This is a genomic window from Capnocytophaga cynodegmi DSM 19736, from assembly GCF_000379185.1.
Lineage (GTDB): Bacteria > Bacteroidota > Bacteroidia > Flavobacteriales > Flavobacteriaceae > Capnocytophaga > Capnocytophaga cynodegmi.
Genome location: NZ_KB900712.1, coordinates 13,186 through 33,982, shown reverse-complemented (window position 1 = coordinate 33,982; position 20,797 = coordinate 13,186). Strand labels below are relative to the sequence as shown.

The following is a 20,797-nucleotide window of genomic DNA, read 5'->3' as shown; positions in this document are numbered from 1 at the left end:
AAACAAGTGCTTTTTTAGAAAGACTATTTAATTATTAAGGAGTATTTTCTCTATATTGGGGCTAAATATACTTTCAAAAGCTGAAATAATTCGTGTGTCTTTGCCAAGTATAAAGGACTTACTAATATTATTTATAAGAAATTTACGTGATAAATCCGTAAAATCAGTGGCGTGAAATTGCTCAATACCTTGAACGGAAGGAGCTTTTTTGAGCCATTCCTCAACGTCTTGCCCTACATCAATTCCAGTAAATTGAATATCAGGAAATAATGCCCTCAATTGTAAAACTCTGTTGAATATTAGACTCGACATTTCGGGCTGATTTACAGACCAGAAATAATATACAGTGGTTTCAGGTTTTACTATTCTAGATAAATTTGTAAGATTTTTCTTGAGGTCAATAACTTCAAAATTAGGAGGCATACTTCCTGTTTGTAAAGCTATTGTGCTTTTGAAGAACGATTCCAATTCTGCTTTGTGTATGTTATCCTGATTGTATTTATTGAACTCATCTACATAACATTGACATTCTCCATTGTGTTGAATATTAAATACATATGAGTAAGCGGCATTTCTGTACAAGTTATCTCTCATACTTCCAGAAGGAAAAATGCTATCAATTACTTTAATTTTTTTTAGGTGGAAATCCTCCTCTCTGTTAACGTCAGTACGCTCAGATTTTAATCCTAATTTTTTTAAAGCTAAATTATTGATAAACATAACCATATATCCGTAGTATGGGCGATAATATTCCAAGAAATGGTCATTAAAATTTATCTTTTTTCTGTAATCGTAAAAATTCTTTGGTAGTAGAAAACCTTTGGTAGGATTTCGGTTATCTTTTTGAAATACAAAGGCAAAAGTTTCCATTTCCTTGTATAACGGGAAAGTAGAACTAACCAAAGCTATATTTTTTGCTTTTTCAGAAAGCTCAGGATTTTTTGCTACAAATGCATCATACATTTGTACTTTCGCTTTATAGACAGAATCCATTTTTTTTCTATAATCATCGGGCAGTAATAAGTTAAACTTCTTTAGTGTTAGGTTTTCCTTATCAAAGTCGTTAGTTTGCTGTGATATAAAGCTATTAATTGCAGCACCTTTTCCAGAAAAAGATATCGTTTCGTGAAAATTTAGTGCATTGGCAGAAATAATTAGGCTATCTTTTGGCTCCAAAAATATATATTGGTAGTTGTTATCTACTTCAAAATGATACAACTCTCCCTCACTAAGATTCAAACGTAATGAAAATTTTTTATTTTCATCGAAAGTCACTGTATCAATAGGATTGTTATTGTGATACAGGATAATTAGTGAGTCTTTTGCGTTAGGGAAAAAGCCTTTTAGGAAAGCATAATCCTGTTGTTTAGTATTCTTGCAAGAAATTAAAAAAGAGGGGAGTAGTAGTAAAAGTAGTAGCCTATTCATCATTTAATCATCTCATCAATTAAGGTGCAAAATTAGGTAAAAGGGAAATATATGGTTGTTATGGAAAAGTTAAAATTAAAACTCTGACAAAAGATTGTGAAAATTTATCTTTTATCAGAGTTTTTTAACACTTTATATGTGTTATCTGTAGTTTTTTATAAGATTCTTTACCAATAAGATGATATTAGGCATTGCTTTATTTGCTGCATTTAGCACTTCTTCGTGAGAAACGTTTGGTGAAATTTCAGGGCCTCCTAAATCTGTGATTACAGAAATGGCACAAACGTCCATATTTTGATGTCTGGCAACAATTGTCTCAGGAACAGTACTCATTCCCACAGCATCTCCTCCTAAAATACGAACCATTCCGTACTCAGCAGGAGTTTCAAATGAAGGTCCTTGCAAACCTACATATACACCTTTTTGCACCTTTATATTGTTGTTTTTTGCAATTTCTTCTAGTTGAGCAATCATTTCGTGATTGTAAGGTTTGCTCATATCAGGAAATCGAACTCCAAATTGATCTAAATTTTTGCCTCGCAGGGGGTGTTCTGGAAATAAATTAATGTGGTCACGAATAATCATAATGTCTCCAATTGAGAAGTTTGGATTTACTCCTCCAGAAGCATTCGAAAGTATTAATCGCTTGATACCCAGTTTGTGGAATACACGAATAGGGAAAGTAACTTCCTGCATAGAATATCCCTCGTAATAATGTACCCGACCTGCCATCATCAAAACATAACGATTTTCTATCTTTCCGTAAATTAACTTCCCAGTGTGTCCTGAAACTGTCGATTTTGGGAAATTTGGAATGTTTGAATATTTTATTTCTGAAATAACCTCCACTTCATCTTGCAGTTTGCTAAGTCCTGAGCCTAAGATAACTGCAAACTCAGGAGTGTGTTCCGAAATGTAAGATTGTATGATACGTGCGGTTTCATTTATTTTTTCGTTGATTTCCATAATCTGTCTTTTTATATGATTCTATTCGCAAAGATAAGTAAAAATAAAGATTTATACAAATAACAAGTTCGATAAAAAATAGTATCTTTGCATATAATGTTTTTACAACTTAAAACTTCCTAAAAAAAAATATCTAATGAAAAATCTTAGAATAATTTTTATGGGAACTCCCGATTTTGCATTGGAAATCTTAAAACAATTAGTTGAAAATGAGTACAATGTTGTTGGAGTTGTTACCATACCTGATAAACTTGTCGGTAGAGGACAAAAATTACAATCTTCACCAGTTAAAATATATGCTGAAAAAAAACAATTTCCTGTATTTCAGCCAACAAACTTGAAAAATGAAGAGTTTGTTAATTTGTTGAAAGAATTAAAACCTGATTTGCAAATAGTGGTTGCTTTTCGTATGCTTCCCAAAGTGGTTTGGCAGTTACCTAAATACGGAACGTTTAACCTACACGCCTCATTATTACCTAATTACAGAGGATCTGCTCCTATTAACTGGGCAATTATTAATGGAGAAAAAAAGACAGGAGTTACAACATTTTTTATAGACGAGAAGATAGATACAGGAGCGATTATTTTACAATCAGAAACGATGATTTCGGATAGAGAAACAGCAGGAACTCTGCACGATAAACTGATGATACAAGGAGCAGCTTTGGTATTGCAAACGGTTGACGAGATAGAAAAAGGAACTTACGAGGTTATGCAACAACCTATGAATGAGTTTTTTGCAGAAGCTCCAAAAATTTATAAAGAAACTTGCAGAGTGAATTGGCAAGAGGAAGGCATCAACATTGAGAGGTTAATACGAGGAATGAGTCCTTACCCAACTGCTTGGGCAATATTGCCTCGCAAAGGAGAAGAAATCAATATAAAGATATATGACGCTGTTTTTCAGAAGGAGAGTCATTCTTTTCCTAACGGAAAAATAAAAGTACAAAATAAACAAATATATGTAGCGGTAAAAGATGGTTTTGTAAATTTGTTAGAATTGCAAATTCCTGGTAAAAAACGTATGAAAGCTAACGACTTATTAAATGGATTTTCGTTTGAGGAAGAAGCGAAATTCATTTGAGAATAAATTAGGTATAAATCAAAATTAGTTTTGAAATGAAATATATTTTTTTGTATTTAATGTTTTGTATTTATGTTTGTTATGGTCAAAAATCTCTTCAAGAAGGATTAAAAAGTATTGACAGACAAACAGCAGAGGCACACATCAATTTTTTGGCAGATGATGCATTGGAAGGGCGTGAATCAGGATTTCAGGGCGGATGTATAGCTCGAAATTACATCGTTTCGCAGTTAAGGCAAATAGGGATAGAACCATTTTTCTCTGACGGATATTTACAACATTTTTCTGCTTACAGAGCTGATAGTCAGTCAAAAGAATCGAAAAGATACACAGTGGTTGACTCCGTTGTTAATCGTTTGAAATCCAGTATACACTATCGTTTGGAAATGGCAAATGTTTTGGGAATGATTAAAGGTAAAAAAGCAGATGAATACGTTATTGTAGGAGCTCATTACGACCATTTAGGAATGGATAAATATCTTGAAGGAGACCAAATATACAATGGTGCAGACGATAATGCTTCAGGCGTTTCAGCTGTATTACAATTGGCGAAAGCATTTAAAAAGTCTGGAGAACAGCCTTTGAGAACAATCATATTTGCTTTTTGGGATGGAGAAGAAAGAGGATTGCTTGGCTCTAAATATTTTACAGATAATTGTTCTTTCTGAAATCAAATTAAAGCATATTTGAACTATGATATGATAGGGAGAAATAATCGTCCGGAACAACCTAATTATTTCGTGTATTTTTACACGGCTTCTCATCCCATTTTTGGAGATTGGCTTAAGTCGGACATTCAAAAGTATAAAATTGATTTACAGCCAGATTACAGAGCTTGGGATAATCCTATAGGAGGAAGTGATAATGCTTCGTTTGCAATTCATAAAATTCCAATTGTGTGGTTTCATACCGATGGACATCCTGATTATCATAAACCTACAGATCATTCCGATAAACTTAATTGGGAAAAAATTGTGGAAATTACAAAAGCTTCATATTTGATTTTTTCAAGATTAGCTAACGATAAGTATTAATACATTGTGCATATGATTGATTAATTAATACTGGAGATATTGTATTAAAAAATTAATCATATATTTAAAAAATTAACTCTTTTTTAACGCTTATTTCTTCTTTTATTTTTTATCTTCGTAGCAGGAAAATCCAAATGTAGGGGAGTAGAAAATTTGATTGTGTAATTAAAATAATTGAAGTAATGTGTGTTGAGTTTATGGATTACCTTTCCATCGAGAAAAAATATTCAAAACATACAATAGAGGCTTATAAAAATGATCTTAGAGCTTTTGAAAAGTTTGTAAGGAATGTTTATGACGAGAGAGAAGAGGAATGTAGTTTGGGAAGTGCTTCCTATGATGATGTTAGAAGTTGGATTATTGAGCTTTCAAATCAATCAATTTCTTTTAGAAGTATCAATCGGAAGTTATCGGCTTTGAAGGCTTATTATTCATTTTTGAAAAAGACAAATCAAATTGAAGTTAGTCCGTTTGAAAAAGGGATAATGCCTTTGAAAATAGAAAAGAAAGTAAAACTTCCTTTTTCTGAAAAAGAAATAGAAAAGGCGTTGTCTTGTTTTTCTAACAAGAGTGATTTTGAGCAAGTTCGAGACAGAACTATCATAGAGGTGCTTTATGCAACGGGAATGAGACGCTCAGAATTAATTTCGTTAAAAATTAATGATTTGGATTTCAGTCAGAAACAAATTAAAGTTCTCGGAAAACGCAACAAAGAAAGATTGATACCGATGCTTCCTCAGGTTGAAGAAATTCTAAAAATGTATCTTGAAATGAGAGAGGAAGTGGTTAATGAAAATAGCGAGGATTTTTTATTTTTAGCTAAAAATGGTAAAAAAATGTACCCAACATTTGTTTATAGGATAATTAATTCGTACTTTAGTGCGGTGACTACAAAGCAAGATGTTAGTCCACATATGTTAAGACATTCATTTGCAAGTCATTTGTTAGATAATGGAGCGGATTTGAATACAGTTAAGGAATTGTTGGGGCATTCAAGTTTGGCTGCGACTCAGGTTTATACCAACATGAGCTTGGCTGAACTTAAAAAACAATACAAAAAGGCACATCCTAGAGCAAATGACTAATAAATGTGAAAAATAAAGTAGATTGTTAAACCTTTTAAAAAAGTTTAGTTTATGAAAGTTTATGTACACCCAGTAGATTTTACGGTAGATCAAAAATTAGTTGATTTTATTCAGAAAAAAATGGATAAATTGGATCATTTTTATGATAAAATAATAGAAGCAGACGTTCATTTAAAATTGGAAAATACAAGTTCAAAAGAAAATAAGATTGTTGAAATAAAAGTACACGTTCCAGGAGAGAGTTTAGTAGTTAAAAAGCAATTCAAAACATTTGAAGAAGGAATTGATAGCTCAATAACTCCACTTGAGAGAATGTTATTAAAGCATAAAGAAAAACGTTAAAAAATAGTTAAAGTGATTTTCTTGAGTTAAAAAAATGTATATTTGCCCCAACGAATAATTAAAGTAATTTAGAAATAGTATGAAAAAACACATTTTTGCTTTGGCTTCGCTAATTTTTGTTGGAGCTCAAGCTCAGGAAAATTACAACAAATGGTCAGTTGATTTAAATGGAGGAATAAATAAGCCAATAGCTCCTTTTTCAGCTCAATACTCAACATCAACGCCAAGTTTGTGGGGAGCAAACGCAGGAGTTCGTTATATGTTTAACAATAAATTCGGACTTCGTTTAGGAGGAGGATATGATTCTTTCGAAGAAGGTGATAAAAGTAATAAGTTTGAATCAAGTTTCTGGAATGTGAACTTGCAGGGAGTTGCTAATGTGGGTCGAGTTCTATCTTTTGAGGAGTGGACGAGTGATTTAGGTTTACTTGCTCACGCTGGGGTAGGGTATGGGCAACTTAATAGCAAGGCTCTTCCAAGTGCTGACCAAGTAGCGTTTATCGTAGCAGGTTTAACACCTCAGTTACGAATTTCTAACAGAGTAACTTTGTTAGCAGATGCTTCAATCTTTTTCAATGCCAGACAACAGAGAACGTTTGATACTTTCTCTGAATCAGACAGAAGGGGTATTCAAGGAGTTAATGTTGCGGCTACAATTGGTTTGCAAATCGCTTTAGGAAAACACGGAAAACACGCTGATTGGCATCACGAAGGAAGCAGATTTGAAAAAATTGAAGAACGTTTAGCTTCATTGGAGGGAGATGTTTCAGGATTGCAACAAGAAGTTGCTAATAAGCAAAATAAAATGAATGATGCAAATGGAAATGGTGTTCCTGACGAAGTTGAGAGTTATGTAAATGATAATTATGCAACTAAAGAAAGCGTGAAGTCTTTGATTGAAGACGGCGGTGATATGGCGGCAGACTTAATCAGAAAAGGTTATATCAGCACATATTTTGATTTCAATTCATCAAAACCACAGGTATCTTCAACTTGGGCAGTTGATTTAGTTTCTAAGTTCTTGAAATCTAATTCTGGTGCAAATATCAATATCGTAGGATTTGCAGATGAGCTTGGTGGAACTAACTACAATCAATCTCTTTCTAACAAAAGAGCAGAGGCTGTTAAGAAGTTGTTGATTGATGCAGGTGTTGATGCTTCTAGAATATCTACAGAAGGAAGGGGAGAAGATACATCTGTAAATAAAACCTCTCCAAGAGCACGTCAAATCGCACGTAGAGCAACGTTTGAGTTGAAATAAATAAAACATAGCCATATATGTTACTTTTTAAGATCCTAAGAAATAATTTTCTTAGGATTTTTGCTTGATAAATACTTGATAGTTTTATTGAAAATAGATTATAAAAAGTTTTAAAATTATTTTTTCTATGAACAAACCAACCTTACTTATTTTATTGTTGCTGAGCTGTTTTACATTAGGGATAAAAGCTCAAAATCAGGACGTTTCTGTCGTATTTGATAAACCAGCAGATTATTTCACAGAAAGTCTACCTATAGGAAATGGACGGCTGGGAGCTATGATTTTTGGTAGAACTGACATTGAGAAAATTGTGTTGAATGAAATTTCACTTTGGTCAGGAGGTGCTCAAGAAGGTGATAATCCTCAGGCACATTCTTACTTGAAGGAAATTCAAGATTTACTCTTAAAAGGTAAAAATCTGGAAGCTCAACAAATATTACAAAAACATTTTGTTGCTAAAGGAAAGGGAACTTGTTTCGGCAGAGGAGCAAATTGCCACTATGGTTGTTATCAAATTTTAGGAGAGCTTAAAATTGATTGGAAATCAGAAGCTCCTACAACAAATTACAAGCGTGTCCTTGATGTAGAAAAAGCAATTGCCAGAACTTCTTTCGAGCGGGAAGGCAATAAAATTCAGCAAGAGGCTTTTGCTGATTTTGTTAATGATTTAGTGTGGATTAAATTTTCAGCAACAGAGCCTTTGGATTTGGATATTTCTCTTTTTAGAAAGGAAAATGCTTCCATTTATTACAAAGATGATAAGATAGTTATGAAAGGGGTGCTTCCTAATGAGGAAGAAAAAGGAATGGAATTTGGAGCTATTGTTGAGGTGTATGCTGACGGAATTTTACAGACAAAAACTTCACATATAGGAGTTGTAGCTGCTAAAGAAATTGTTTTAAGAATAAGCGCCTCAACTAATTATAATAATGAAGAAGGTAAACTCGTCAATGAAGATATTTTGGCTAAAACAAAAGGATATCTTGACAAATCAACAAGAAATTTTAATCAATCTTTGATAGAAAGCCAAAAAGAATATCAAAAAATATTCAATCGCAATCGTTGGACAATGCCTAATAATGCGAATTTAGAAGGACTGACTACTTTACAACGTTTGGAAAGATTTCATAAAGGGAAAAAAGATGCTTTACTACCTGTTTTGTATTACAATTTTGGTAGATATTTACTAATTTCTTCGTCCCGAAAAGGATTGTTACCTGCTAATTTACAAGGTTTGTGGGCAGAAGAATACCAAACTCCTTGGAATGGGGATTATCATTTGAATATCAATGTGCAAATGAATTATTGGTTGGCAGAATCCACAAATTTATCTGATTTAACTGAACCATTACATCGCTTTACAAAAAATTTGATTCCTAATGGAGAGAAGACGGCAAAGGCGTATTATAATGCTAATGGGTGGGTAGCTCACGTGGTTAGCAATCCTTGGTTTTTTACTTCTCCTGGTGAGGGAGCAAGTTGGGGATCGACTCTTACGGGAGGAGCTTGGCTTTGCGAACATATCTGGGAACATTACAAGTTTACGCAAGATATTGATTTTCTGAAAGAATATTATCCTGTTTTGAAAGGAGCAGCACAATTTTTTGAAGACATTCTAATTAAAGATACTAAAACGGGATATTGGGTGACGGCTCCCTCGAATTCTCCTGAAAATGCCTACATATTACCTGAAATGCAAGATGGTAAAAAGCAGACAGGCTTTACCTGTATGGGACCAACTATGGATATGCAAATTATTAGAGAGTTGTTTTCCAATGTGTTGAAGTCATCCAAGATATTAAATGTTGATAAAGACAAACATAAATCTTGGATTGATATTATACAAAATACAGCTCCGAACACTATTGGTAAAAATGGAGATTTGAACGAATGGCTTGATGATTGGGATGATGCAGAACCTACACATCGTCATGTTTCACATTTATACGGATTGTATCCTTATGATGAAATTACACCTTGGGATACGCCAGAACTTGCCAAAGCAGCACAAAAAACGTTACAAATGCGAGGAGATGGGGGAACCGGTTGGTCAAGAGCTTGGAAAATCAACTTTTGGGCAAGATTGCAAGATGGTAACCACGCTCTTATGCTGATAAGACAATTACTAAAACCAGTTAGCCCTGAGGTAAATAGTGGTCAACTTGGTGGAACATATCCGAATTTATTCTGTGCACATCCGCCATTCCAAATAGATGGTAATTTTGGAGGAGTTGCTGGAATTGCCGAAATGTTATTACAAAGTCACGGAAAAAATAATACAATCCGTTTTTTACCAGCATTACCTACACATCCTGATTGGAAAGATGGAGAAATGAAAGGAATGAAAGCTCGTAATGGATTTGAAGTGAGTTTCTTATGGAAAAATCATTCTCTAACACAAGCAGAAATAATTTCCTTAAATGGACATAAGTGTAAAGTATTTCTTCCTGCAGGAAAGAGTATTTATCGTGCTGGGAAATGTGTTGTTAAAAAACAAAAGAAAGATAGAGAAGTTGAGTTTAGGACAATAAAAGGGGCTAAATACATAGTTAAATAGATATTGCTATTTCAGAAAAAAGCTGTACCTTTGGGGATCATTTACAAGCAATATAGATTATGAGTATTGAAAATGCTACAATGGAGAAAAATGTTTTTCCTCCGAAAGGCAAACCAAAATGGATTCGTGTAAAATTACCAACTGGGAAGAAATATACAGAGCTTAGAAATGTAGTTGATAAATATAATCTCCATACAATTTGTACCTCGGGAAGTTGTCCAAATATGGGCGAATGTTGGGGAGAGGGTACGGCTACGTTTATGATTTTAGGGAATATTTGTACGCGTTCCTGTGGATTTTGTGGAGTGAAAACAGGACGTCCTGAGGGTTTGGATTGGGAAGAACCTGAAAAAGTGGCTCGTTCCATCAAACTTATGAACATTAAACACGCTGTGATAACTTCGGTTGATCGTGATGATTTGAAAGATATGGGAAGCATAATATGGGCTGAAACGGTGAGTGCCATTCGCCGAATGAATCCTGAAACTACTTTAGAGACACTTATTCCTGATTTTCAAGGGATAGAAAGGCATTTAGATCGTATCCTGAAAGTTTCTCCAGAAGTAATTTCACATAATATGGAAACTGTTCGTCGCTTGACAAGAGAAGTTCGCATTCAAGCAAAGTATGACCGAAGTTTAGGAGTTTTGAAATATTTGAAAGAAAATGGGGCAAAACGCACAAAGTCAGGGATAATGCTCGGACTTGGTGAAACGGAGGAAGAAGTTATAGAAACACTTCACGATTTGAAAGCGGTAAACTTAGATGTGCTTACTATTGGTCAGTATTTACAACCATCTAAAAGACATTTGCCTGTTAAGCAGTTTGTTACGCCAGAACAATTTGCCAAATATAAAGAAATAGGGGAGTCGTTAGGTTTCCGACACGTTGAAAGTGGTGCTTTGGTTCGTTCATCTTACAGAGCTCATAAACATATTTTATAAAATAAAAAAAAGAGACGTAAAATCTACATATTTACGTCTCTTTTTCTTATAAATCTCTTCTTTTTATCAAATAATATGAAAAATAAATAAAAATAATAATCCAAACGGAAGTTATCGTAATATCTGTTAAGCTGACCCCATATTCTGCATTTAACTCCACACCAACCTGATTTGCTGCTGTTCTCACTCCTGACATTCTAGTAAAAGGCTCTTTGATGAGGCTACCCATAGACTTTAACGGAAGCAAACGAACAAGAAAATCTAATTTACCATCATTATACGAAGAAATACCAGAAATGATGGTTTCTACAATACTCCAAAGCACCAAAAAACCTAAAGAAAATGCAGATTTTTTCGTTAATACTGCAAAAAATAGACAAATACTAAAGAAACCAACTAATTTCAGAAAATAAGCAGGAAGAAATTCCATTTGTGAGAAAATAATTCCTATTTCATCAAAACTTGAATATATAAGTCCTAAAATCATCGAAATAATAAAAACCATAGCGGTTGAAACTAAAGCGAATAGGACTGTAGTAAGAAATTTTGAAAGAACAAATTCTTTTTTGCTTAATCCATCTATGAGGTTTTGTTTCAGTGTTTTATTGCTATATTCATTGGCAATCATCGACACGATAACAATCGCCAAAAATAATTTGAAGTAATCGGCAACATATGTGTTGAAATGCCAGATATATGGAAAGTCAAAAATTCCTTGCTTTGCTAGATGAAATTCAAAACCACCGAAATCAATTTTCACCATTGAAAACAAAAAAAGAAACATTAGTAACCCAAAATAAGAAAACATTAAAAATCGGCTACTTTTGTTATTCCAGATTTTAATAAGTTCAATTTGTAATAATCGTAACATAATGTTTAATTTAGGTTGTTGGTTAACTTTAAGAATTGATTTTCAAGGCTTTCTTTTTTTCTTACTAAATGTGAAAGTAGAAAACCTTTGTCAAAAAGTAATTTGTTTAATTCTGCAGTACTTAAATCAGTATTCGGAAAAACTTTGACAATGTTATTTTCTAAAATAACTTTACTGAAATTAGGATTGTTTCTTAAAAAAAGAAGTAATTCTTCGTTATTTTGAGAAGATAATTCAATAAAACCATTATTATTTATGATTTCATCAACACGTCCATTATAGAGCATTTTTCCTTGCCGTAAAACAATTACGTGTGAACATACTTTTTCAACTTCGTCCAGTAAATGTGAAGCCAGAAGTACAGTAACTCCTTGTGATGCAATATATTGTATTAATTCTCTGATTTTATGTATTCCCTGTGGGTCGAGACCGTTGGTGGGTTCGTCCAGAATTAGTATTTCGGGGTCGTTAAGCAAAGCAGAAGCTATTGCCAAACGTTGTTTCATTCCTAATGAAAAAGCTCTGAATTTACGATCTTTATATTCCCATAAGCCTACAAGTTTTAATTTATTGTCAATTTTGTCAGTAGAAATTTCTTTGATTTTACAAACCAATTTTAAATTTTCGTAAGCTGACATATATGGGTAGAAATTTGGACGTTCAATAATTGCACCTATTCTTTTAAGAGCCTGTTGATTAGAAACATTCCCGTTGAACCATTGGTAAGTTCCAGAAGTTACGTTTACAACATTGAGAATCATTCCTAAAGTGGTTGATTTTCCGCTTCCGTTTGGTCCTAGTAGCCCATAAACATTGCCTTTTTCAATTCTGAACGAAATATTATCCACCGCTCTGAATCCTCCAAAATTTTTTGATAAATTACTTACTTCTAAAATTGTTTCCATATTTATAGTTGATGAAAAAAAGGATTTGAAAAAGTCAAAGTTAAAGTAATTTATTTTTAATCACCTTAACTTTGAATTATGTTGATAATCAAATTACTCTGCTGAACTTACAATTGCTTCCTTATTAATTTTCTTAACTAAACCTTGTAATACCTTTCCAGGACCAACTTCTATAAATTCCGAAGCTCCATCTTGAATCATTTGTTGTACACTTTGTGTCCATTTCACTGGAGCCGTAAGCTGGTTGATTAAATTTCTCTTGATTTCATCAGGGTCATTAACTGCCGTCGTGGTAACATTCTGATATATAGGGCATATAGGCTTATTGAAATGTGTGTTTTCAATAGCTTTTGCCAATTCTTCTTCCGCTGGTTTCATCAAAACGGAATGAAAAGCACCACCCACGGGTAAGATTAATGCTCGTTTGGCTCCTGCATTTTTCATCGCTTCACAAGCTTTTTCAACAGCACCAAGTTCTCCAGAAATTACCAACTGACCTGGGCAATTGTAGTTTGCAGGAGTGACAATTCCATCAATTTTTTTGCAAATATCTTCAACAACAGTATCTTCCAAACCTAAAACTGCAGCCATTGTTCCTGGTTGTAATTCACAGGCTTTTTGCATAGCCATTGCCCTTTTGTAAACCAATTGAAGCCCGTCTTCAAAAGAAAGCGTTTGATTGGCAACTAATGCCGAAAATTCGCCTAATGAATGTCCCGCAACCATTTTGGGTTGAAAGGATTCTCCCAAAACTTTACTCAAAATTACTGAGTGAAGGAAAATAGCGGGTTGTGTAACTTTTGTTTGTTTTAAATCTTCATCAGTGCCATTGAACATAATTTCTGTAATGGAAAATCCTAAAATCTGATTTGCCTGTTCGAATAAATCTTTTGCCTTATTTGAATTTTCGAACAAATTGCGTCCCATTCCTACAAATTGTGCCCCCTGACCAGGAAAAATATATGCTTTCATAATTCAGTTAAATTTTAATTTTTACAAACCTATTTTAAAAATTTATGAAATACAAATTTTGTGTGAAATAATTTTTAAAAAATATTTTTTTGAGTTTTTTGTAATAAAATAATTATTAAAATAAGGATAAGAAAAAAGCCATCGTATCGTATACGATGGCTTTTTTTATTTTGAATAGAAGAATGTTATTTTCCTTCTATAGTAGCGATACTTACTCTGTTCCATTCAGGTTCTGAGAACATATCGCCAATTCCGTTTCCTTGAGCTACAATACGATTAGCATCAATTTTGTAACGAGCAATAAGGACTTTTTTAACAGATTCTGCACGAGCGTTAGCCAATGCTATGTTTTTCTCTTCATTTCCTTCTGGAGAAGCAAATCCTTTGATAACTACACGGCTATTAGGATACTTTTTAAGATAAGTTGCAATACGCTCAACATTAGGTAATTGAGAAGCATCAACTGTTGATTTTCCTACTCCAAAAGTAACAACAGACTCCAAAGTTTGTTTTGTTTTTGTAACTGTTTGTACTTCAGGTTTTTGGTTTTTAGCCTCTTCCAATTCTCTTTCAAGTTGAGAGATGCGTTGTTGAGCACTGCTTATTTCACTTTCTTTGTTACTTACTTGATTTTGCAAACTGCTGATATTTTTGTTTAATTGATCAATTTCAGCTTGGTTTCTGCCTTCAATCGTAGTCAAGTGATGAGCACCATTACTTCCTTTAAAACGATATACAATCCCTACGTTAACTTGTGATAAAGAGCTATTGATATTAAGGCTATTAGCTGCATCAGAACTTGGCGTATCTATTAAATAAAGAATAGAAGGAGTTAATTTAACAGCCCAAGCTTTATTAGCTCCAAAATTGTACATAAAGTTAGCTCCAAATTTGGTTGTCATAGAGTTGAAGTTGTTATTGTCTCCTTTAACAAAATGATGCATCCACCCTGGTCCTGCAAAAGCTTCAATTTCAAATTTACGAGGTTCCCCTTTGTAACCAGCGAAGAGATTGTTCAAGTTAAGTGCCCCAATAACAGCTACGTTTGTGTGTTCAATAACAAGAGGGTTTCTTCCGTGCCAGTTTCCGTTTAGGTAAGCATTTGCATCAAAACCCAATCGGAATACAGGAGAGATTTGTTTGCTTAATTCAGCCCCAAAATTGAAACGTACATCTTCAATCAAATCATAACCTTTAGTAGGTAAATAGCCACCTACATTTGTTCCTATTTGCCAATTGTCAAAAAATTTACTTTGGCTAAGTCCTTTTTCTTGTGCAGAAGCAATGAAAGCAACTCCGATTGCCATTGCAGATAAAATAATTTTTTTCATAAATAAATTATTACAATTAAATATTTTTGCAAATATACAAAAAAATAATTACGAAAAAAGAAAAATAAGAATAATTTATTCAAAAAGGGTTTTAAATTGAACTTTTAGCTGCTTTCTTACCTAATTTTTCAAAAATAAAATCTTGCTTTTTTTGCTCGTATCTGTAAATAATTTCGTACCTTTGACCTCGTTTTAAGACAAGATAAATACAACCAAAAAAAATAAAGATGAGTACAACTATCCAAAAAAATGGACAATCTATTCAGCATCAACCAGCGGGATTGTTCGAAGACACACGTTTTGAAAAAATCCATAATGTTATCTTTTCTGATTCGGTGGAAGCATCTATTGCTGTTGCTCACGAAATAGCAGATTTGATTAGAAGCAAACAAGCAGAAGGAAAAACGTGTGTGCTAGGGTTGGCTACAGGGTCGTCTCCAATTAAAGTATATGATGAATTAGTACGTTTACACAAGGAGGAAGGACTTAGCTTTAAAAATGTGATTACTTTTAACTTAGACGAATATTATCCTATGAAAAAGGATGACGTACAAAGTTATTGGTATTTTATGCACGAACATTTATTTAACCATATTGATATTCCAAAGGAAAATATCAATATTCCAGACGGAATGGTTCCAAGAGAAGAGTTGGTGGAATATTGTTTGAATTATGATAAAAAAATCAAGGAATGTGGGGGAATAGATTTCCAACTTTTAGGAATTGGTAGAACTGGGCATATAGGCTTTAATGAGCCAGGTTCACACCGAAATTCTGGAACTCGTATCATCACTTTAGACCATATTACACGAGCTGATGCCTCAGGAGCTTTCCACGGAATAGCGAACGTTCCAGAACAGGCTATTACGATGGGAGTAAGAACGGTTATGAAAGCTCGAAGAATTGTGTTATTAGCTTGGGGAAGTAATAAGGCTAGTATTGTAAAACGAGCTATTGAAGGAGAAATCTCCTCTGAAGTTCCTGCGACATACTTGCAAGAACACGATAGTGCTACATTTGTAATGGACACGGAGGCTTCTGCACAACTTACACGTATCAAAACTCCTTGGTTAGTAACAGATTGTGATTGGGATGAAGATTTAAAAGCCAAAGCTATTGTTTGGCTATGTGAGCATCTTGGAAAAACAATTTTGAAACTTACCGATAAGGATTATAACGAAAATGGTATGTCAAAATTGTTAGCTGAATCAGGACCTGCTTACGATTTGAATATTGCAATGTTTAACAGATTACAGCACACAATTACAGGATGGCCAGGAGGAAAACCAAATGCAGATGATTCGCATCGTCCGGAACGTGAATATCCTCATAAAAAACGTGTTATCATTTTCAGTCCACACCCTGATGATGATGTGATTTCAATGGGAGGAACTTTTGACCGGCTTGTATCACAAGGTCACGAAGTACATATTGCTTATCAAACTTCAGGAAATATTGCTGTTTCTGACCACGAAGCTCTGAAATTTGCAGAAGTGTTCAAAGATGTGGTAAAAGAAAATGGAGGAGATGTGAAAGTTGTTCAAGAAATAATAGATGCACTTAATAACAAAAAATCTAACGAGACAGATACTTTACCAGTGCGTATGTTGAAAGGAAACATTCGTCGTCACGAATCGTTGGCAGCAACACGTTACGAGGGAGTTCCTGATAATCAAGTTCATTTCCTAAATATGCCTTTCTATGAAACAGGGGCTATCAAAAAAAGTCCTTTAGGGGAAGCTGATATTCAGATTATTATGGATTTGATTGAAAAAGTGAAACCACATCAGATTTATGCAGCTGGTGACCTTGCAGACCCACACGGAACGCATAAAGTTTGTTTAGATGCCATCTTTGAAGCGTTAAAACGAATGAAATCAAAAGATTATATGAAAGATTGTTGGCTTTGGTTATATCGTGGAGCTTGGCACGAGTGGGATATCCACGAAATTGAGATGGCTGTACCTATGAGCCCTGCGCAGGTACTGAAAAAACGTCAGGCTATTTTCTTCCATCAATCTCAAAAAGATGGAGTTATGTTCCAAGGAGATGATTTGCGAGAATTCTGGCAACGAGCAGAAGCACGAAACAGCGAAACAGCTAAGCGATACAGAGATTTAGGTATGGCAGATTATGCTGCAATTGAAGCTTTTAAAAGATGGATTTTCTAATCTATCGTGAATAATAAATATACAAAAAGAAAAGTTGAGAAATATTTCTCAACTTTTCTTTTTTTAATTACTTTGAATAATTAATCTTTTGGAAATCAAATTAAAACGCCACAAAAGCCAAACAGCAGCAACAGTAAGTCCTACAAGAAGTCCTATCCAAATTCCCATTGTCCCTAATTCAGTTTTAAGCCCTAAAAAGTAGGAAATAGGAAAACTTACAATCCAGTAAGCAATGAAAGTGATGTACATTGGTGCTTTCACATCTTGAACACCTCTTAAAGCTCCCAAAGCGGTAACTTGTAGTCCGTCAGATATTTGAAAAATAGCCGCAATGAGTAATAACTGAGCAGCCTCAGCAATGACTAAAATATTACTATCTAATTTACTAAAATCATTCATATCCAAATATAAAGAAGGTAGCCAAAATCTGAAAATTGCTAACAAAATTGCGAAGAAAGATTGTGTGAAAAGTACTAATAGAAAAACAGATAGTCCAATTCGTCTTAAATTCAGATAATTTCTTGTACCTAACTGATTTCCCACCCGAATCATCGCTGTTACTCCCAGTCCGTTTGCGACCATAAAAGTCATCGTAGCCAAGTTTAGAGCTATTTGATTAGAAGACAGATGATTTTCTCCTAAAATTCCACTCATCCAGATGGCAGTAGTGAAAATTCCTACTTCAAAAATCATTTGTAAGCCTGATGGAATCCCCAAAGCAGTTATTTTTTTGAATTTTGACATTTCAAAAATACGCCAATTGAAATGCGTAACCATATCTCGAGTCTGGCTTAAGTTTTTTAACATCCACCATAAAAGAACGGGCATTACAAAACGAGAAACTAAAGTGCCAACTCCTGCCCCAATAATTCCCAATTTTGGAAATCCGAAGCTTCCGTATATAAATAAATAATTGAGAACCACGTTAATGACATTTCCTATCAGAGTCACATACATTGATTGCTTTGTAAGAGATAAACCATCAGCAAATTGCTTCAATGCAACATAAAATCCGAGAGGAATTAGTGAAAAGGCAATCAAATTTGTATAAGGAATGGCGAGTTTTATCACGTTTTCGGGTTGTCCTGTTAAGTACATTAGCGGTTTTGCGAATAACAATAACAAAAAAAGAATCAGTGATAAAATCACATTTAGGACTATTCCGTGTTTTAAATAAGTTTTTGCTTCTTTGTTATTTTTTTCTCCATCAGCTTTTGCTATCAGAGGGGTAAGTGCAGTAGAAAAACCTATTGCGAATGACATTGCTATGAAAACAGCACTATTTCCCAATGCCACAGCAGCAAGTTCTGTAACACCTACTTTTCCTACCATAATGTTGTCAATAAATCCTACAAAGGCGTGACCTAACATTCCAAAAATGACTGGATAAGCAATTTTGAAGTTACTTTTGAATTCTGTTGTATAGTTTGAAAGCTTTTTTAAAATCACAAATAAAATAGTTTAAGGGACAAAGATAAATTATTTTTTAAGGATTAAAAAAGCCAAAGATTTTTACGTCTTTGGCTTTCATATGTATTGTATAGTAAAGCGTTACGCACAATCGTCAACAGCTTTTTTGAGTTGATTTAATGCCTTTTCAATTACACTTCTGGGACAAGCCAAATTAATACGCATAAAACCTTGTCCTTCTTTTCCATACATAGCACCGTCATTCAGGGCAAGAAAAGCCTTTTCCGTACATAAGTTAACAATACTTTCGTGACATAAATTCAATGCTCGGAAATCTAAAAATACCAAATAGGAAGCCTCAGGAACGATTGTTTTAAGCTTAGGAATGTTTTTCTGTATATAATCTACAAGAAAGTTAATATTTCCTTGTATGTAAGCTAATAATTGCTTTAACCATTCTTCTCCTTCAGTATATGCCGCTATAACTGTCTGAAAAGCAAATACATTTCCATCTCCAAGCATATTTCCCTCCACGTAACTCTGAAACTTTTTGCGTAGTTCAGGATTTTCGATGACTGCATATGAGGTTGAAAAACCAGCTAAATTAAAGGCTTTGCTTGGAGAACCAAACATAATTGTATTCATTCGTGCTTCTTCACTCACATTAGCAAAAGGAATATGCTTGTGAGGGGGAAGCGTAAGGTCGGCGTGAATTTCATCAGAAACAAGTATGACATTGTTTTTATGACAGATATGTGCTACTCTTTCAAGTTCTTCCCGTGTCCAAACACGTCCTCCAGGGTTGTGTGGGTGGCAGAATAAGAATAATTTACAACCTTTGATGTCTTCTTCTAATTTATCAAAATTGATTTGATATTTTTCATCAACAAGTTCAAGAGGACTATTTACTATAACTCGATCATTGTTTTCAATTACGAGAGAAAAAGGTTGATAGACAGGTTGTTGTATTAAAACCTTATCTCCTTTATTGGTAAAAGCTTGAACCGCCATAGCTAAAGCAGGAACCACCCCAGGTGAAAAGGAAATCATTTCGGGTGTAATTTCCCAATCAAAACGACGTTTTTGCCAATTTACAATGGAGTCATACCAAGCTTTTGGCTTTGCTGTGTATCCGAAGATTTCACATTCCATACGCTTTTTCAATGCATCAATAATGAAAGGAGGCGTTTTGAAATCCATATCAGCAATCCACATAGGGAGTAAGTCGGTTCTTCCCCAACGGGATTCAAGGGCTTCTAATTTGAGAGCATCACTCTTACTACGGTCATTAATTTGATCAAAATTGTATATCATAAAATATAATAAAGCTGTTGATTGTCGTAAATAACTCCCAAAGGTACAAAAATAAAGCTACGAAACAATACTTTTTTGAAAATAATTTAATTTTAAGATTTCTGTGATTTTTCGTATCTTTGTGCCTACAAAAATAGAAAAATAATGAAACTAAAAGTAGGAGTTTTAGGTGCAGGGCATTTAGGAAAAATTCATTTGCGTTTGCTAAAACAATCAGAAAAATATGAGCTGATAGGATTTTATGATTCCGATCAGGAGAATGCAAAAAAAGTAAGTCAAGAATTTGATTATCAGATTTTTGATTCCATAGAAGAACTCGTCTCAGTTTGTGATGTGGTTGATGTTGTTACTCCAACTTTAAATCATTTTGATTGTGCCGAAAAAATTATTTTAAAAGGGAAACACATATTCATAGAAAAGCCCATAGCTAACACAATTGAAGAGGCTGAGAAGATTATCACTTTGGCTAAAAAATACAATGTAAAAGGACAAGTGGGGCACGTGGAGCGTTTCAATCCTGCATTTCTTGCTGTGAGAGAGACGATTACTAACCCAATGTTCATTGAGGCTCATCGACTGGCAGAATTTAATCCAAGGGGAACAGATGTTCCTGTAGTATTGGACTTAATGATTCACGATATAGACGTGATTTTGAGTGTAGTAAAATCAAAAGTCAAACATATTTCTGCAAGTGGAGCTTTGGTTATCAGTCAGTCACCTGATATTGCTAATGCACGGATTGAATTTGAAAATGGTTGTGTGGCAAACTTAACAGCAAGTAGAATTTCGCTGAAAAATATGAGAAAATCACGATTTTTTCAGAAAGATGCTTATATTTCAGTTGATTTCTTATATAAAAAAGTGGAAGTAGTTCGAATGAAAGACGCTCCTGAAAATCCAGGTGATTTTGATATGATTTTGCAAAATGCAGAAGGTCAGAAAAAACAAATTTACTTTGAGAATCCTGAAATAAGTGCAAATAATGCAATTTTAGACGAGTTGGAGCAGTTCGCAGATGCTATAATTAACAATACCACACCTATTGTTACACTTGAACAAGGTACAGAAGCATTACGAATAGCTAAACAAATTACAGAAAAATTATAAGAGTACAAAAAAATA

The 20,797-nt window shown here is 34.0% G+C and carries 16 protein-coding genes and 1 pseudogene; 9 read left to right on the top strand and 8 right to left on the bottom strand.

Annotated elements, in window-relative coordinates:
• Positions 1-27: 27 nt before the first annotated feature.
• Entirely contained in the window at positions 28-1,431 is a 1,404-nt protein-coding gene (locus tag YW9_RS0104760) for a TlpA family protein disulfide reductase (RefSeq protein ID WP_018279049.1), read from the bottom strand.
• 138 nt (positions 1,432-1,569) lie between these two features.
• Positions 1,570-2,394 carry a purine-nucleoside phosphorylase gene (locus tag YW9_RS0104755; protein WP_018279048.1) on the bottom strand — a complete coding sequence of 275 codons (825 nt, stop codon included), beginning with the start codon at positions 2,392-2,394 and terminating at the stop codon, positions 1,570-1,572.
• 136 nt (positions 2,395-2,530) lie between these two features.
• On the opposite strand from YW9_RS0104755, the gene fmt reads away from it, so the two are divergent.
• The 7 genes and pseudogenes from fmt (at position 2,531) to lipA (ending at position 10,701) form a co-directional block, all read left to right on the top strand.
• Positions 2,531-3,478: a methionyl-tRNA formyltransferase gene (fmt, locus tag YW9_RS0104750; protein ID WP_018279047.1), complete on the top strand. Its 948-nt coding sequence runs from the start codon at positions 2,531-2,533 to the stop codon at positions 3,476-3,478.
• Positions 3,479-3,513: 35 nt separating this feature from the next.
• Positions 3,514-4,512, top strand: a pseudogene (locus YW9_RS13840) (M28 family metallopeptidase).
• 182 nt (positions 4,513-4,694) lie between these two features.
• Positions 4,695-5,597, top strand: a complete 903-nt coding sequence (locus YW9_RS0104740; protein ID WP_018279044.1) for a tyrosine-type recombinase/integrase — start codon at positions 4,695-4,697, stop codon at positions 5,595-5,597.
• Between the two features lie 51 nt (positions 5,598-5,648).
• Positions 5,649-5,939, top strand: coding sequence for a ribosome hibernation-promoting factor, HPF/YfiA family (gene hpf / locus YW9_RS0104735; RefSeq protein WP_018279043.1), 291 nt, complete (start codon positions 5,649-5,651; stop codon positions 5,937-5,939).
• A gap of 79 nt (positions 5,940-6,018) precedes the next feature.
• Complete coding sequence (locus YW9_RS0104730) at positions 6,019-7,200, top strand: OmpA family protein (protein WP_018279042.1); 1,182 nt, start codon at positions 6,019-6,021, stop codon at positions 7,198-7,200.
• 127 nt (positions 7,201-7,327) lie between these two features.
• A complete protein-coding gene (locus tag YW9_RS0104725; RefSeq protein WP_018279041.1) occupies positions 7,328-9,757 on the top strand; it encodes a glycoside hydrolase family 95 protein in 2,430 nt (809 codons plus the stop codon).
• 59 nt (positions 9,758-9,816) lie between these two features.
• Positions 9,817-10,701 (top strand): lipoyl synthase, encoded by an 885-nt coding sequence (lipA, locus tag YW9_RS0104720; RefSeq protein ID WP_018279040.1) that lies wholly within the window; start codon positions 9,817-9,819, stop codon positions 10,699-10,701.
• 46 nt (positions 10,702-10,747) lie between these two features.
• Here lipA and YW9_RS0104715 read toward each other — a convergent pair whose 3' ends face one another.
• The 4 genes from YW9_RS0104715 to YW9_RS0104700 all read right to left on the bottom strand — a co-directional run bounded on the left by YW9_RS0104715 (position 10,748) and on the right by YW9_RS0104700 (position 14,780).
• Positions 10,748-11,572, bottom strand: a complete 825-nt coding sequence (locus YW9_RS0104715) for an ABC transporter permease (protein WP_026193820.1) — start codon at positions 11,570-11,572, stop codon at positions 10,748-10,750.
• A 5-nt stretch (positions 11,573-11,577) separates the two neighbouring features.
• Positions 11,578-12,477 (bottom strand): ABC transporter ATP-binding protein, encoded by a 900-nt coding sequence (locus YW9_RS0104710; RefSeq protein ID WP_018279038.1) that lies wholly within the window; start codon positions 12,475-12,477, stop codon positions 11,578-11,580.
• A 93-nt stretch (positions 12,478-12,570) separates the two neighbouring features.
• The gene (fabD, locus tag YW9_RS0104705) at positions 12,571-13,449 is read right to left on the bottom strand and encodes an ACP S-malonyltransferase (RefSeq protein WP_018279037.1); all 879 of its coding nucleotides are present in this window, start codon (positions 13,447-13,449) and stop codon (positions 12,571-12,573) included.
• Between the two features lie 185 nt (positions 13,450-13,634).
• Positions 13,635-14,780 (bottom strand): OmpA family protein, encoded by a 1,146-nt coding sequence (locus YW9_RS0104700; protein WP_018279036.1) that lies wholly within the window; start codon positions 14,778-14,780, stop codon positions 13,635-13,637.
• 227 nt (positions 14,781-15,007) lie between these two features.
• Here YW9_RS0104700 and nagB point away from each other — a divergent pair, with 227 nt between their 5' ends.
• Positions 15,008-16,951, top strand: a complete 1,944-nt coding sequence (gene nagB, locus YW9_RS0104695) for a glucosamine-6-phosphate deaminase (protein WP_018279035.1) — start codon at positions 15,008-15,010, stop codon at positions 16,949-16,951.
• 63 nt (positions 16,952-17,014) lie between these two features.
• Here the strand turns inward: nagB and YW9_RS0104690 are convergent, their stop codons facing one another.
• Together YW9_RS0104690 and YW9_RS0104685 are read right to left on the bottom strand one after the other, a co-directional pair.
• Entirely contained in the window at positions 17,015-18,400 is a 1,386-nt protein-coding gene (locus tag YW9_RS0104690) for an MATE family efflux transporter (protein WP_018279034.1), read from the bottom strand.
• A gap of 102 nt (positions 18,401-18,502) precedes the next feature.
• On the bottom strand, positions 18,503-19,675 hold the full coding sequence (locus YW9_RS0104685; protein WP_018279033.1) for a MalY/PatB family protein: 1,173 nt from the start codon (positions 19,673-19,675) through the stop codon (positions 18,503-18,505).
• Positions 19,676-19,816: 141 nt separating this feature from the next.
• On the opposite strand from YW9_RS0104685, the gene YW9_RS0104680 reads away from it, so the two are divergent.
• Complete coding sequence (locus YW9_RS0104680; protein ID WP_026193819.1) at positions 19,817-20,782, top strand: Gfo/Idh/MocA family protein; 966 nt, start codon at positions 19,817-19,819, stop codon at positions 20,780-20,782.
• Positions 20,783-20,797: the final 15 nt, after the last annotated feature.